Here is a 14,513-nt window from a genome sequence, read left to right as displayed (position 1 = left end):
TCGTCTGGCCTTGGGGTAATCTGTGAAATATTTTCCGGCACGGCCCACACGCGACATGGACAGCTTCGACCAGCACATTCTCACCCTGCTTCAGCGCGACGCGGCAATCTCGCTCAAGGACCTGGCCGAGGCCGTCAACCTGTCCACTACCCCCTGCTGGAAGCGGGTCAGGCGCCTGGAGGAAGAAGGCTACATCGTCGGCCGGGTCGCCTTGCTCGACCCTGAACGGCTGGGGCTCGGGCTGACCGTGTTCGTCCAGCTCAAGACCCAGCGCCACGACAGCGCCTGGCTGGAACAGTTTGCCGCGACCGTGACCGGCTTCGAGGAGGTGATGGAGTGCTATCGCATGTCGGGGGACTGGGACTACATGCTGCGGGTGGTGGTGGGTGATATCGCTGCATACGACCGGTTCTACAAGAAGCTCATCACTCGCACCGAGGGGCTTTCCAACATTACCTCCAGTTTTGCCATGGAGCAGATGAAGTACACCACGGCCTACCCGGTTTCTCGCTAACCGGGCTGCTGTGTCGCGAAAGGGCCGCACAGCGGCCCGATCCCGCAAACGCCTCATTCAGCTTGCAGTGTTGACCGCCGCAATCCGGTTCCCTGCCCGGGCCTTCTCGACCTTGATCGCCACGAACTTCGAGGTCGGCGTAAAAGTCCCCTCGCCATAGCTGTCCAGCGGTACCAGCGGGTTGGTTTCCGGGTAATAGGCCGCCGCCTGCCCTTCCGGCACGTCGTACGCCACCAGGCGGAAGCCCGACACGCGCCGCTCCACGCCATCCTCCCACAGCGACACCAGGTCCACCTGCTCGCCCGGCTCGAAGCCCATCCGGCGGATGTCGACCGCGTTGACGAACACCACTTCACGCAGGCCGAACACCCCGCGATAGCGGTCGTCCAGGCCATACAGGGTGGTGTTGTACTGGTCGTGCGAGCGCAGGGTCTGCAGGATCAGGTCGGGCTTGTCACCGCGCGCCAGCACCTTGGCATTCACCAGTTGTTGCGGCAACAACTGCGGGCTGAAGCGCGCCTTGCCGGTGGCCGTGCGCCATTTACGCTCGGCTGCATGGTTACCGAGGTGGAAGCCGCCCGGGTGCTGCAGACGCTCGTTGAAGTCGGCGAAGCCGGGGATAACATCGGCGATCATGCTGCGGATGCGCCCGTAATCGGCAACCGCGTCCTCCCAGTCGATCGGCCGCCCGCCCAGGGTCGCCTGGGCCATGCCGGCGATGATCCACGGCTCCGAACGCAGGTGCGGCGAACGCGGGCGCAGCTGGCCGTGGGAAAGGTGCACCATGCTGAACGTGTCCTCCACGGTCACGCCTTGCGGCCCGCTGGCCTGCAGGTCGATTTCGGTACGGCCCAGGCATGGCAGGATCAGCGCGTCGCGGCCAGTGACCAGGTGCGAGCGGTTGAGCTTGGTGGAAATCTGCACGGTCAGTGCGCAGTTGCGCAGTGCCGCATGGGTGCGCGGCGTGTCCGGCGTGGCCTGGGCAAAGTTGCCGCCCAGGCCGATGAACACCTTGGCCCGCCCTTCTTCCATGGCCTTGATCGCCAGCACCGCGTTGTGCCCATGCGCCCGTGGCACGCGGAAGCGGAAGCGCTTTTCCAGGGCGTCGAGCAGCGCCGGCCTGGGCTTTTCGTCGATGCCCATGGTGCGATCGCCCTGCACATTGCTGTGGCCACGCACCGGCGACAGGCCGGCACCGGGTTTGCCGACGTTGCCGCGCAGCAGCTGCAGGTTGACGATTTCCTGTACGGTTGCCACCGAATGACGGTGCTGGGTGACACCCATGGCCCAGCACATGATCACCCGCTCGGCCTTGCGGTACATGCGCGCGGCCAGCTCGATCTCGGCCTGGGTCAGCCCCGATTGCGCGACGATGTGCGCCCACGGCGTGGCGTCCAGGATGTCCAGGTAGGCGTCGATGCCGCTGGTATGCTCGGCAATGAAGGCATGGTCGAACACCGCCGGTTCGCCGTTGGCCTGGGCTTCGCGCTCCCATTGCAGCAAGTACTTGGCCATGCCGCGCAGTACCGCCATGTCGCCGCCCAGGGCCGGGCGGAAGTAGGCCGTGTTGGTTGGTTCGGAGCCATTGCTGAGCATCTCGAACGGGTGCTGCGGGTGCTGGAAGCGCTCCAGGCCGCGCTCTTTCAGCGGGTTGAAGCAGACCACCTGGGCTCCGCGCTTGACCGCTTCACGCAACGGTTCGAGCATACGCGGGTGGTTGGTGCCGGGGTTCTGGCCGATGACGAAGATGGCATCGGCCAGTTCCAGGTCGTGGAACACCACCGTGCCCTTGCCCACGCCGAGGGTTTCCGCCATGCCCACGCCACTGGCTTCGTGGCACATGTTCGAGCAGTCGGGGAAGTTGTTGGTGCCGTAGGCACGCACGAACAGCTGGTAGAGGAACGCCGCTTCGTTGCTGGCCCGGCCCGAGGTATAGAACTCGGCCTGGTCGGGCGAGTCGAGCGCCTGCAGGTGCTGGGCGACCAGGGCGAAAGCCGCTTCCCAGCTGGTTTCGACATAGTGGTCGGTGGCTGCATCGTAACGCATCGGATGGGTCAGCCGGCCTTGGTACTCCAACCAGTAGTCGCTCTGCGCGGCCAGCGCGCTGACGCTGTACCTGGCGAAGAACGCCGGGTCTACCGAGCGGCCGGTGGCTTCCCAGTTGACCGCCTTGGCACCGTTTTCGCAGAACTTGACCATGTCGTTTTCCGGCGACTCGCCCCAGGCGCAGCCGGGGCAGTCGAAGCCGCCGTTCTGGTTGGTCTTGAGCATGGCCCGCAGGTTCTTGAAGGCATTGTCGCTGCCCAGCCAGCTTTTGGTCACGCTCTTGAGCGCCCCCCAGCCGGCGGCGGCGCCCTTGTAGTCGCGAATATGTCGGTCCTGGCTCATGCGCTGAATCCTCACGCTTCGATGCTTTTTTTCAGCCTATTGAGCGCGGGGTAGAGCCGTCCAATCGAAAGATCTTACGGCGTGATAAGCGCTTTCGATCATGCGCCGGGGGTGATGATAGAAGCGGTCGATCAAATGGTCGGGCAAAGCAATTTGACGGCCTTGCCCCCAGGTTATAGCTTGGAGTGCAGTCCCAACCCATTCGAGGGCGAACGTGGAACAGAACAGCCGGGCCCTGATCGACGGCTTCAACCGGAAAATCGACTACCTGCGGATGTCGGTCACCGATCGCTGCGACTTCCGCTGTGTGTACTGCATGGCCGAAGACATGCAGTTTCTGCCACGCCAGCAAATCCTCAGCCTCGAAGAGCTGTTCGCGGTGGCCGAGCGCTTCGTCGCCCTCGGCACCCGCAAGATCCGCCTGACCGGTGGCGAACCGCTGGTGCGCCAGGGCATCGTCGACCTGTGCGGGCGCATTGCCGCCCTGCCCGGTTTGCGCGAGTTGTGCCTGACCAGCAATGGTTCGCAACTCGGGCGCCTGGCCCAGCCGCTGTTCGACGCCGGCGTGACACGCTTGAACATCAGCCTCGACAGCCTGGATGCCGAGCGCTTCAGGCAGCTGACCCGTACTGGTGACCTGCACCAGGTGATTGCTGGCATCGACGCTGCGCGCCATGCCGGTTTCCAGCGCACCAAGCTCAATTGCGTAGTGCTCAAGGGCCGCAACGACCACGAACTGGTCGACCTGGTCCGCTTTGCCATCGACCGCGAGTTGGACATCACCTTCATCGAGGAGATGCCGCTGGGCGTGATCGAGGAACATGAGCGTGGCGAGTCGTTCTGTTCCAGCGACGAGGTCCGCGCGCGTCTGGCCGAGCAGTTCACCCTGATCGAATCCACCGAATCGTCGCAAGGCCCGGCGCGCTATTGGCGCCTGGCCGAAGCCGGCAACACCCGCATCGGTTTCATTTCACCGCACAGCCACAACTTCTGCGCCACCTGCAACCGCGTGCGCCTCACCGTCGAAGGCCGCCTGCTGCTGTGCCTGGGCAACGAACACTCGGTGGACCTCAAGCAGGTGCTGCGCGCTCACCCAGGCAACCCCGAACGCCTGGAACAGGCCATTCGCGACTCGCTGCACCTCAAACCCTACCGCCATCACTTCGAAGTCGGTGGCGATGTGCAGATCCTGCGCTTCATGAACATGACTGGCGGCTAGGCGCCCGTCTCTGGATTGCCATGATCGTCCACCCCGCTCCTGATGTGCTGCGTGTGCTGTTCACCCTCAAGGGTTCGATCGTCAAGCGCATTGCCCTGCGCTGCCTGATGATCACTCTGCTGGCCGCGCTGATCGTGCTGGTCGAACGGCATTTCCCGGCGTTTTTCTACCCGGTCAGCGCCACCCCGTTTACCCTGCTGGGCCTGTCGCTGTCGATTTTCATGAGCTTTCGCAACAACGCCTGCTACGACCGTTGGTGGGAGGGGCGCAAGGCCTGGGGCAAGCTGATCATCGAAACCCGCTCGTTCGTGCGCGAAAGCCTGGTCATCGCCGACCCGGCCCTGCGCGCCGAGCTGTTGCGCGACCTGTGCGGGTTTGCCCATGCGCTGAATGCGCACCTGCGCAACGAGGACGAACTGGCGGCTGCCAGGCCCTGGCTGGCCCGGCCCGAAGCGCTTGGCAACCACAATGTGTGCGACGCCATCCTGCGCGAAGTCGGCGGGCACTGCTCGCGGCTGGCAACACAGCAGCAGATCAGTGACTGGCGCTACAGCCTGCTGGAGCAGCGCCTGGTGGGCCTGACCGAAGTGCAGGCCACCTGCGAGCGTATCAAGGGCACGCCGTTGCCGTTCCCCTACACGCTGTTGCTGCATCGCACCATCTATATATTCTGTCTGTTGCTGCCGTTTGCCCTGGCCGAACCGCTGGGTTGGCTGGCGCCATTGTTCACCACCATCGTGGGGTACACCTTTTTCGGGCTGGATGCGATCGGCAACGAGCTGGAAGACCCGTTCGGGCGCGATGAAAACGATTTGCCGACCGATGCCCTGGTGCGCACCGTGGAGCGCGATGTACTGGCTGGCTTGGGCGAACAACAGCTGCCGCCGGCGTTGTTGCCGGTGGGCCATGTATTGAGCTGACAGAATGCCGTGGCCTGTGCCGGCCCTTTCGCGGGTTAAACCCGCTCCCACAGGGCCCTCACAGGTTTCAAACCCTGCACGGTACCTGTGGGAGCGGGTCTACCCGCGAAGAGGCCGGTACAGGAGAAAACTCAGCTCCGGCTGGCGCAGGCCTGGATCGGCTTCAGGTGCTTGACGAAGTTGCACGGCCGGTGCCGCGCATCCAGCTGCTCCGCCAGGATCCCCTCCCACGCCGTCCGGCAAGCCCCGGTGGAGCCTGGCAGGCAACAGACCAGGGTGCGGTTGGCCAGCCCGGCGAACGCGCGGCTCTGCACGGTCGAGGTGCCGATATCCAGGATCGACAAGGCCCGGAACAGCTCGCCAAACCCGTCGATGCGCTTGTCCAGCAGGCACTCGACCGCCTCCGGCGTGCTGTCGCGTTCGGTAAAACCGGTACCACCGGTGACCAGCACCACCTGCACCTGGTCGTCGGCGATCCAGGTAGCGACCTGGGCGCGGATCCTGTACAGGTCGTCCTTGAGCAGCGCCCGCGCCACCAGACAGTGGCCGACCTCCACCGCGCGGCTGGCCAGCAGCTCGCCGGAGGTGTCATTGGCATAGGTACGGGTGTCGCTGACAGTCAGCACGGCGATATTGAGCGGTACGAAGACCGCGTCGGCTTGGACGCGCACGGCGAAGCTCCTTCTGTGGCATTCCAGCCACGCTAGAGGCATGGCCCAGGGGCGTCCAATCGATATGGCGTACCGGCTGATCAATGACATCTATCGCAGACGTGGGTTAAGGTCTGCACAACCCGATACCAGGCACGTTCATGGACATCAAGCAGCTCAAGTTCCTCATCGCCCTCGACCAGACCCGCCACTTCGGCCAGGCCGCGGCGCTGTGCCATATTACCCAGCCGACGCTGTCCATGCGCCTGCGCAACCTGGAGGACGAACTTGACCTGGTGCTGGTCAAGCGCGGCCAGCGTTTCGAAGGCTTCACCGAAGCCGGCGAGCGCATCCTGGCCTGGGCCCGCACCTTGCTCGCCGCCCATGACGGCCTGCAGGCCGAGGCCGCCAGTTGCCGTGGCCAGGTGGTCGGCAGCCTGCGCCTGGGCACGGTGCCGCTGGCCAGCTTCAACCCCATGCACCTGCTGCTGCCGTTGCGTGAAAAATATCCCGAGCTGCACTTCCAGCTCAGCTCGCTGAGCTCGGAGCAGGTCATCGACGGGCTCAGCCGCAACCAGCTCGACCTTGGCATCTGTTACCTGGACCAGGTCAACACCAGCTTCTTCGAAGTGATCGAACTGGGTACTACCACCATGGGCCTGCTGCACGATACACGGCACTTCCAGTTCGCCAACGACACCCTGCGCTGGGACGAACTCGGCGGCATTCCGCTGGGGCTGTTGAGCAAGGGCATGCACTACCGCCAGTCGCTGGACCTGAGTTTCCGCAGCCGCGGCCTGGAGCCGAATGCAGTGCTCGAAAGCGACTCCAGCTTCCAGCTGATCCAGGCCATCAACACCGGCATGTGCTGCGCGGTCATGCCGCTGGACTGCGGCCTGGAAGACCTCAGCGAGCACCTGCGCATCCTGCCGGTGGCCGACGCCGCCATCCACAGCCCGGTAGGCCTGCTGCTGCGCCGCAGCGAGCCACGTTCGGCGATTGCCGAGCAGTGCTTTGATGAGGCGCGGGCGTTGTTTCAACTCGGCTGACTGCTGGTCGCCTGCCGATACTGCCGCGGCGTAAAGCCGGTCAGCTGCTTGAACTGGCGGCTGAAGGCGCTGTGGTCGGTATAGCCGCAGCGCATGGCCACTTCGGTGATCGGCAGGTCCGAATGCAGCAGGCGATGGGCATGTTCCAGGCGCGCCTTGTGGATCATCTGCCGTGGCGTGAGGTGGAACACCCGCTTGCAATAGCGCTCCAGCTGGGCCACGGAAATGCCGGCGATGCGGGTCAGCTCGCGCATGCTGATCGGTTGGTGGAAATGCTGGCGGATGTGCTCGTCCACCGCAGCCAGGCGCTGGTAGGCCGGGTGGGTGTCGGCGGCTGACTGCAGGTCGACCGAGATGCCGACCAGGCCGATGATAGCCCCTGCCAGGTTGTACAGCGGACGCTTGTGCGTCAGGCACCAGCCGGGCTCGCGGCTGCCGTACAGGTGCAGCTCCAGCTGGTCCTCCAGCACCAGGCCTTCCTTGAGCACGCGCCGATCCTGCTCGGTGTAGCCGGGGCCCAGCTGCGCCGGGAACACTTCGGCGCTGGTCTTGCCCAGCAGCGGTTGCAGGCGCTTGAGGCCGCAACGCCGGACCAGGGTGTCGTTGGCCAGCACGTAGCGGGCAGCCGGGTCCTTGATGAAGATCGCGGCGTTGGGGATGGCGTCGAGGATCGGCAACAGCAGCGCCACACCGGCCAGCAGGGCCTCGAGGTTGGCGGGGCGGTGCTGGTCGAGGGCCTGGTACAGGGTTGCCAGGGGGGTGTGGGTCATCTGCTCTATCTCGGTTTGCTGTGCCGGCCTGTTCGCGGGTAAACCCGCTCCCACAGGTACTGCGCTGCCCTCGAAAGCTGCAGAGATACCTGTGGGAGCGGGTTTACCCGCGAACAGGCCGGCACAGCGAGTAAATGTCTACAACCCTTATGCGGTATGGCTTACAGCCTATCCACCGCCCTTCCCTGTCACCACTGTTTTTTTACAACTGTGCCGATTTCGTCATCCACCCTGCAGAAAACCATCAAGAACCGCCGGCCCGATCGGTCCACTCTATGCCCCACGCAAGCCGCATCTCGTGACATCAGAACTGCCTATCCAATAACCAACAAAAAGGCGCCCCCATGTCAGGCAAATTCAAGAAACAGTTGTCATTGCTGGACCTCACCTTCATCGGCCTAGGGGCCATCTTCGGCTCCGGCTGGCTGTTCGCCGCCAGCCACGTCTCGGCCATCGCCGGCCCGGCCGGTATCCTGTCCTGGTTCCTCGGCGGCTTTGCCGTGCTCTTGCTGGGCATCGTCTATTGCGAGTTGGGCGCCGCCCTGCCGCGCGCCGGTGGCGTGGTGCGCTACCCGGTGTACTCGCATGGCCCGCTGCTGGGCTACCTGATGGGCTTCATCACCCTGATCGCCTTCTCCAGCCTGATCGCCATCGAAGTGGTCGCCTCGCGCCAGTACGCCGCCGCCTGGTTCCCCGGGCTGACCAAGGCCGGCTCCAGCGACCCGACCGTGCTCGGCTGGCTGGTGCAGTTCGCCCTGCTGGGGCTGTTCTTCTTCCTCAACTACCGCAGCGTGAAAACCTTCGCCAAGGCCAACAACCTGGTCAGTGTGTTCAAGTTCATCGTGCCGTTGCTGGTGATCGGCGTGCTGTTCACCTTCTTCAAGCCGGAAAACTTCGAGGTCCAGGGCTTTGCGCCGTTCGGCCTGTCCGGGGTGGAAATGGCGGTCTCGGCCGGCGGTATCATCTTCGCCTACCTGGGCCTGACTCCCATCATTTCGGTTGCGAGCGAGGTGAAGAACCCGCAGCGCACCATCCCGATCGCGCTGATCCTCTCGGTGCTGCTGTCGACGGCCATCTATGCACTGCTGCAACTGGCCTTCCTCGGCAGCGTGCCAACCGAAATGCTGGCCAACGGCTGGGCCAGCGTGAGCAAAGAACTGGCCCTGCCCTACCGTGACATCGCCCTGGCCCTGGGTGTGGGCTGGCTGGCCTACCTGGTGGTGGCCGACGCGGTGATCTCGCCCAGCGGCTGCGGCAATATCTACATGAACGCCACTCCGCGCGTGGTCTATGGCTGGGCGCAGACCGGCACCTTCTTCAAGTATTTCACCCGCATCGATGCCGAGTCTGGCATCCCGCGCCCGGCGTTGTGGCTGACCTTTGCCCTGTCGGTGTTCTGGACCCTGCCATTCCCGTCCTGGGAAGCGCTGATCAACGTGGTTTCCGCAGCCCTGGTACTGAGCTACGCCGTGGCCCCGGTCACCGTCGCCGCCCTGCGCCGCAACGCCCCCGACATGCCGCGCCCGTTCCGGGTCAAGGGCATGGGCGTGCTCGGCCCGCTGTCGTTCATCATCGCCGCGCTGATCGTGTACTGGTCCGGCTGGAACACCGTGTCGTGGCTTCTGGCCCTGCAGATCGTGATGTTCGTGCTGTATCTGCTGTGCAGCCGCTTCGTACCGACCCAGCACCTGTCGCTGGCCCAGCAGGTGCGCTCGTCGGCGTGGCTGATCGGCTTCTACGCGGTGACCATCCTGCTGTCCTGGCTGGGCAGCTTCGGCGGCCTGGGGGTACTCGGTCATCCGTTCGACACCGTGGCCGTGGCCGCCTGCGCCCTGGGCATCTACTACTGGGGGGCAGCCACTGGTGTGCCGGCCCACCTGGTGCGCCTGGAGGGCGAGGATGAAAGCGAAGCTGGCGTTGAAACCTATAGCAGCCGTCCCGCTGTCGCTTCCTGAATCCCTAGCAAATGGACAAGCCCATGAAACACATCCACGTCATCGACTCGCATACCGGCGGCGAACCGACCCGCCTGGTGATGAAAGGCTTCCCGGCACTGCATGGCCGCAGCATGGCCGAGCAACGCGACGAACTGCGCGAGCTGCACGACCAATGGCGCCGCGCCTGCCTGCTGGAACCGCGCGGCAACGATGTGCTGGTCGGCGCGCTGTACTGCCCCCCGACCTCGGCCGACGCCACCTGCGGGGTGATTTTCTTCAACAACGCCGGCTACCTGAACATGTGCGGCCACGGCACCATCGGCCTGGTCGCCTCGCTGCAGCACCTGGGCCTGATTGCCCCGGGCGAACACAAGATCGACACCCCGGTCGGCCAGGTCATTGCAACCTTGCATGACGACGGCGCCGTCACCGTTGGCAACGTGCCCTCCTACCGCTATCGCCAGCAGGTGGCGGTGGACGTGCCCGGGTATGGCGTGGTGCACGGCGACATCGCCTGGGGTGGCAACTGGTTCTTCCTGGTTTCCGAACATGGCCAGCGTATCGAACTGGACAACCGCGAGGCACTGACCGACTACACCTGGGCCATGCTCAAGGCTCTGGAGGCCCAGGGCATCACCGGCGAGCAGGGTGCACCGATCGACCATGTCGAGCTGTTCGCCGATGACGCCAATGCCGACAGCCGCAACTTCGTGATGTGCCCCGGCAAGGCCTACGACCGCTCGCCGTGCGGTACCGGCACCAGCGCCAAGCTGGCCTGCCTGGCCGCCGATGGCAAGCTCGAAGAAGGCCAGACCTGGGTGCAGGCCAGCATTACCGGCAGCCAGTTCCACGGCTGCTACCAGCGCGACGGCGCACGCATCCGCCCGTTCATCACCGGCCGCGCCTACATGACCGCCGACAGCACCCTGCTGATCGACGAACAGGACCCGTTCGCCTGGGGCATCTGACCCCCGGCTTTTTTCCCAGACTGAATACCGCCAGGAGCAACACCATGACCAGCAACATCTTCACCGGCACCATGCCCGCCCTGATGACCCCCTGCACCGCCGAGCGCAAGCCGGACTTCGATGCCCTGGTGCGCAAGGGCCGCGAATTGATCGACCTCGGCATGAGCGCCGTGGTGTACTGCGGCTCGATGGGCGACTGGCCGCTGCTGACCGAAGCCGAGCGCCAGGAAGGCGTGGCCCGCCTGGTCGCCGCCGGCATCCCGACCATCGTCGGCACCGGTGCGGTGAACACCCGTGAAGCCGTATCCCATGCCGCCCATGCCGCCAAGGTTGGCGCGGCGGGCCTGATGGTGATTCCGCGCGTGCTCAGCCGTGGGGCCTCGCTGATTGCCCAGAAGCACCACTTCTCGGCGATCCTCGCTGCCGCGCCGAAGCTGCCGGCAGTGATCTACAACAGCCCGTACTACGGCTTCGCCACCCGCGCCGACCTGTTCTTCGAACTGCGCCGCGAGTTCCCCAACCTGATCGGTTTCAAGGAGTTCGGCGGTGGCGCCGACCTGCGCTATGCCGCCGAGCACATCACCTCCCAGGATGACGACGTCACCCTGATGGTTGGCGTCGACACCCAGGTGGTGCATGGCTTCGTCAATTGCAACGCCACTGGCGCCATCACCGGCATCGGCAACGCCCTGCCACGCGAAGTGCTGCACCTGGTGAGCCTGAGCAAGCAGGCGGCCAAGGGCGATGCCAAGGCCCGGCGCCTGGCGCGCGAGCTGGAAGCGGCGCTGGCGGTGCTGTCGTCGTTCGACGAAGGCTGCGACCTGGTGCTGTATTACAAGCACCTGATGGTGCTGAACGGCGACCGCGAATACAGCCTGCACTTCAACGAGACCGATGCCCTGAGCGACGCCCAGCGCAGCTATGCCGAACAGCAGTACGCGCTGTTCCGCACCTGGTATGCCAGCTGGTCGGCCGAGCAGAACCTGGCCTGAGCAGCTGATTCAAGACCGAACCGCAGGCCCTTGCAGGAACGGGTTCATCCGCGAACACCGGCGCGGCCGGTGCCAGGCACCGAGTCGCCTGATTCGCGGGTAGACCCGCGTCTGCAGGCGGCGCGGTCTCCCTTGATACCCGAATTTGATTTCCAAGGAGGCTCCATGACCCTCACAGGCAACCTGCTGATCGGCCAGACGCCGGTAACCGGCAGCCGCGAAGCCATCCGTGCCATCGACCCGGCCAGCGGTCAGGCGCTGGAGCCGGCCTACCGCGGCGGCAGCGGCGAACACGTGGCCCAGGCCTGCGAACTGGCCTGGGCCGCGTTCGATGCCTACCGCGAAACCGCGCTCGAGCAACGGGCGCAGTTTCTCGAAAGCATCGCCACGCAGATCGAAGCACTGGGCGATGCGCTGATTGACCGCGCCGTGGCCGAAACCGGCTTGCCCAAGGCGCGGATCCAGGGCGAGCGTGGCCGCACCTGTACCCAGCTGCGCACTTTTGCCCGCGTGGTACGCACCGGTGAATGGCTGGACGTACGCGTCGACAACGCCATGCCCGAGCGCCAGCCCCTGCCCCGTGCCGACCTGCGCCAACGCCAGGTGGCCCTGGGGCCGGTGGCGGTGTTCGGCGCCAGCAATTTCCCGCTGGCCTTCTCGGTCGCCGGCGGCGATACCGCCTCGGCCCTGGCCGCCGGCTGCCCGGTGGTGGTCAAGGCCCATGGGGCGCACCCTGGCACCAGCGAGCTGGTCGGCCAGGCGGTGGCCCGCGCAGTACAGCAGTGCGGCCTGCCAGCCGGCGTGTTTTCGCTGCTGTATGGCTCCGGTCGGGAAGTGGGCATCGCCTTGGTCAGCGACCCGCGGATCAAGGCGGTTGGCTTTACTGGTTCACGCAGCGGTGGCATCGCGCTGTGCCAGGCCGCGCAAGCGCGCCCGGAACCGATCCCGGTATATGCCGAAATGAGTTCGATCAACCCAGTGTTCCTGTTCGACGCCGCCCTGCGGGCGCGTGCCGAGGCGCTGGCGCAAGGCTTCGTCGCCTCGCTGACCCAGGGCGCCGGCCAGTTCTGCACCAACCCAGGCCTGGTGATTGCCCGCCAGGGGCCGGCCTTGCGACGTTTCATCACCGCCGCCAGCGAGCAGGTTGCCCAGACCGCTGCGCAAACCATGCTCACCCCTGGCATCTGCGCTGCCTACCAGGCCGGCGTGGCTGCCCTGGCCACCAACGCCAATGCCCAGGTCGCCGCCACGGGCCAGGCCGCGCAAGGCCCCAACCAGTGCCAGGCAAAACTGTTCGTCACCACGGCCGAAGCCTTCCTCGTCGACCCGGCGTTGCAGGCCGAAGTGTTCGGTGCCGCTTCGTTGGTAGTGGCCTGTGCCAGCAACGAACAGGTCCGTCAGGTGGCCGAGCATCTGGAAGGCCAGCTGACCGCCACCCTGCACCTGGACGCTGCCGACATCGACAGTGCCCGCAGCCTGCTGCCGACCCTCGAGCGCAAGGCCGGACGCCTGCTGGTCAATGGCTGGCCGACCGGCGTCGAGGTGTGCGATGCGATGGTCCACGGCGGGCCGTTCCCGGCGACTTCCGATGCCCGTAGCACCTCGGTGGGCACTGCGGCGATCCAGCGCTTCCTGCGCCCGGTGTGCTACCAGGACTTCCCCGATGCCCTGTTGCCGCGGGCGCTGCAACAGGACAACCCGCTGCAGATTCGGCGCCTGCTCGACGGTAAACGGGAAAACTGAGCATGGTCGAGAACCGTGAAACCGATATCGTCGTTGTCGGCGCCGGCATTGTCGGTGTCGCCTGCGCCCTGCAACTGGCCCGCCAGGGGCGCCAGGTAACGCTGGTCGACCGTCAGCCACCCGGCCAGGGCGCGTCCTATGGCAATGCCGGGCACCTGGCTACCGAGCAGGTGTTCCCGATTGCCGACCTGTCGATCCTCAAGCGCCTGCCACGCATGCTGCTGGACCCTATGGGCCCGCTGCGCCTGGACTGGAAGTACCTGCCCAAGGCCATGCCCTGGTTCGCCCGGCTGCTGCTCAATCTGCGCCCGGCGCCGTTCCAGCGCAGCGTAGCCGGTATCCGCCAGTTGAACGAAGGCAGCCTTGGCGCCTGGCAGCGGCTGCTGGGCTCGATCGGGCGCAGCGAGCTGTTCCGCGAGGAGGGCTCGTTGCTGGTGTTCGAGCGGCCCGAATCGCGCCCGGCACTGCAGGCCTTGCGCGCTCGCATGCAACAACAGGCGGTGGCGGTGGACTTCTGGTCGGCGCAAAGCGTGCGCGCAGCGGCCCCCCAGCTCAGCTCTTCGCTGCTGGGCGGGCTGTTCTTTCCGCGCACCGGGCATTTCATCGACCCTTACCGGGTGGTGTGCGAGCTGTTCGAAGCGGCCAAGGCCATAGGCGTGCGTTTCATCCAGGCACAGGTCGAGGGTGGCCAGTTGCACAGCGGCGGGGTCAGCCTGGCCAGCGGCCAGGGAACACTCAGTGCGCGCCAGGTGTTGATCAGCTGTGGCGCGCATTCTGCCCGGCTGACCGGCGCGCTGACGGGCAAGCGTGTACCGCTGGATACCGAGCGCGGCTATCACTTGATGCTGCCTGGCGAGCAGCAGCGTTTGCCGTTTGCAGTCACCTCACTGGAGCGCAAGTTCATCATGACCCCCATGGCAGGGGGCCTACGCCTGGCGGGCACGGTGGAGTTCGCCGGGCTGGAGGCACCGCCGAGCATGCAGCGGGCCTGGCAACTGCACCGTTTGAGCAAGGGTTTGTTCCAGCGGGAGCTGAGTGCCGAAGGGGCAACGCCGTGGATGGGTTTTCGGCCTTCGTTGCCAGACTCGTTGCCGGTGATCGACCGGGTCTGCGACGGGCGGGTGCTGCTGGCGTTCGGGCATCAGCACCTCGGGTTGACCCAGGCGGCGCTGACGGCGGAATGGGTGGGGCGCTTGGCTGACAGGGACGGTGGGGCTGATATGGCGGCTTACCGGCTGGGCAGGTTTTAGCCTGTGCGGGCCTCTTCGCGGGTGAACCCGCTCCCACAGGGACAGCACAAGCCTTGAGGACAGTGGAGATCCTGTGGGAGCGGGTTTACCCGCGAACGGGCTGCAAAGCAGCC

12 protein-coding genes are annotated in these 14,513 nt (G+C 65.6%); 9 read left to right on the top strand and 3 right to left on the bottom strand.

The genetic code is table 11. The annotated features are described in order from the left end of the window. Window positions 1-55 precede the first annotated feature (55 nt). Window positions 56-514 (top strand): Lrp/AsnC family transcriptional regulator, encoded by a 459-nt coding sequence (locus ACVWZT_RS15395; RefSeq protein WP_296230629.1) that lies wholly within the window; start codon window positions 56-58, stop codon window positions 512-514. 57 nt (window positions 515-571) lie between these two features. Here ACVWZT_RS15395 and ACVWZT_RS15390 read toward each other — a convergent pair whose 3' ends face one another. Then, the gene (locus tag ACVWZT_RS15390; RefSeq protein WP_457470121.1) at window positions 572-2,902 is read right to left on the bottom strand and encodes an FdhF/YdeP family oxidoreductase; all 2,331 of its coding nucleotides are present in this window, start codon (window positions 2,900-2,902) and stop codon (window positions 572-574) included. Between the two features lie 214 nt (window positions 2,903-3,116). On the opposite strand from ACVWZT_RS15390, the gene moaA reads away from it, so the two are divergent. After that, entirely contained in the window at window positions 3,117-4,121 is a 1,005-nt protein-coding gene (moaA, locus tag ACVWZT_RS15385) for a GTP 3',8-cyclase MoaA (protein ID WP_296230631.1), read from the top strand. 20 nt (window positions 4,122-4,141) lie between these two features. Further along, complete coding sequence (locus ACVWZT_RS15380) at window positions 4,142-5,041, top strand: bestrophin family protein (RefSeq protein WP_296230632.1); 900 nt, start codon at window positions 4,142-4,144, stop codon at window positions 5,039-5,041. Window positions 5,042-5,172: 131 nt separating this feature from the next. Here ACVWZT_RS15380 and moaB read toward each other — a convergent pair whose 3' ends face one another. Beyond that, complete coding sequence (moaB, locus tag ACVWZT_RS15375; protein ID WP_457470118.1) at window positions 5,173-5,712, bottom strand: molybdenum cofactor biosynthesis protein B; 540 nt, start codon at window positions 5,710-5,712, stop codon at window positions 5,173-5,175. Window positions 5,713-5,852: 140 nt separating this feature from the next. Here moaB and ACVWZT_RS15370 point away from each other — a divergent pair, with 140 nt between their 5' ends. Continuing rightward, window positions 5,853-6,740: a LysR family transcriptional regulator gene (locus tag ACVWZT_RS15370; RefSeq protein WP_296230634.1), complete on the top strand. Its 888-nt coding sequence runs from the start codon at window positions 5,853-5,855 to the stop codon at window positions 6,738-6,740. Here ACVWZT_RS15370 and ACVWZT_RS15365 read toward each other — a convergent pair. Further along, on the bottom strand, window positions 6,728-7,510 hold the full coding sequence (locus ACVWZT_RS15365) for an AraC family transcriptional regulator (protein WP_296230638.1): 783 nt from the start codon (window positions 7,508-7,510) through the stop codon (window positions 6,728-6,730). The genes ACVWZT_RS15370 and ACVWZT_RS15365 overlap by 13 nt on opposite strands. A gap of 344 nt (window positions 7,511-7,854) precedes the next feature. Between ACVWZT_RS15365 and ACVWZT_RS15360 the strand changes: the two genes are divergently transcribed. From ACVWZT_RS15360 to ACVWZT_RS15340, 5 genes are all read left to right on the top strand, one after another. Next, entirely contained in the window at window positions 7,855-9,465 is a 1,611-nt protein-coding gene (locus ACVWZT_RS15360) for an APC family permease (protein WP_457470115.1), read from the top strand. A gap of 23 nt (window positions 9,466-9,488) precedes the next feature. Next, complete coding sequence (locus ACVWZT_RS15355) at window positions 9,489-10,415, top strand: 4-hydroxyproline epimerase (protein ID WP_457470113.1); 927 nt, start codon at window positions 9,489-9,491, stop codon at window positions 10,413-10,415. 44 nt (window positions 10,416-10,459) lie between these two features. Further along, window positions 10,460-11,407 carry a dihydrodipicolinate synthase family protein gene (locus tag ACVWZT_RS15350; protein ID WP_457470111.1) on the top strand — a complete coding sequence of 316 codons (948 nt, stop codon included), beginning with the start codon at window positions 10,460-10,462 and terminating at the stop codon, window positions 11,405-11,407. Between the two features lie 165 nt (window positions 11,408-11,572). Continuing rightward, window positions 11,573-13,150, top strand: a complete 1,578-nt coding sequence (locus ACVWZT_RS15345) for an aldehyde dehydrogenase (NADP(+)) (RefSeq protein ID WP_457470109.1) — start codon at window positions 11,573-11,575, stop codon at window positions 13,148-13,150. A 2-nt stretch (window positions 13,151-13,152) separates the two neighbouring features. Then, complete coding sequence (locus tag ACVWZT_RS15340; protein ID WP_457470107.1) at window positions 13,153-14,400, top strand: NAD(P)/FAD-dependent oxidoreductase; 1,248 nt, start codon at window positions 13,153-13,155, stop codon at window positions 14,398-14,400. Window positions 14,401-14,513: the final 113 nt, after the last annotated feature.

The sequence above is a fragment of the Pseudomonas sp. TE21394 genome (assembly GCF_054057835.1).
The sequence above is the reverse complement of the archived record's forward strand: the minus strand, read 5'-3'. Positions and strand labels throughout refer to the sequence as shown.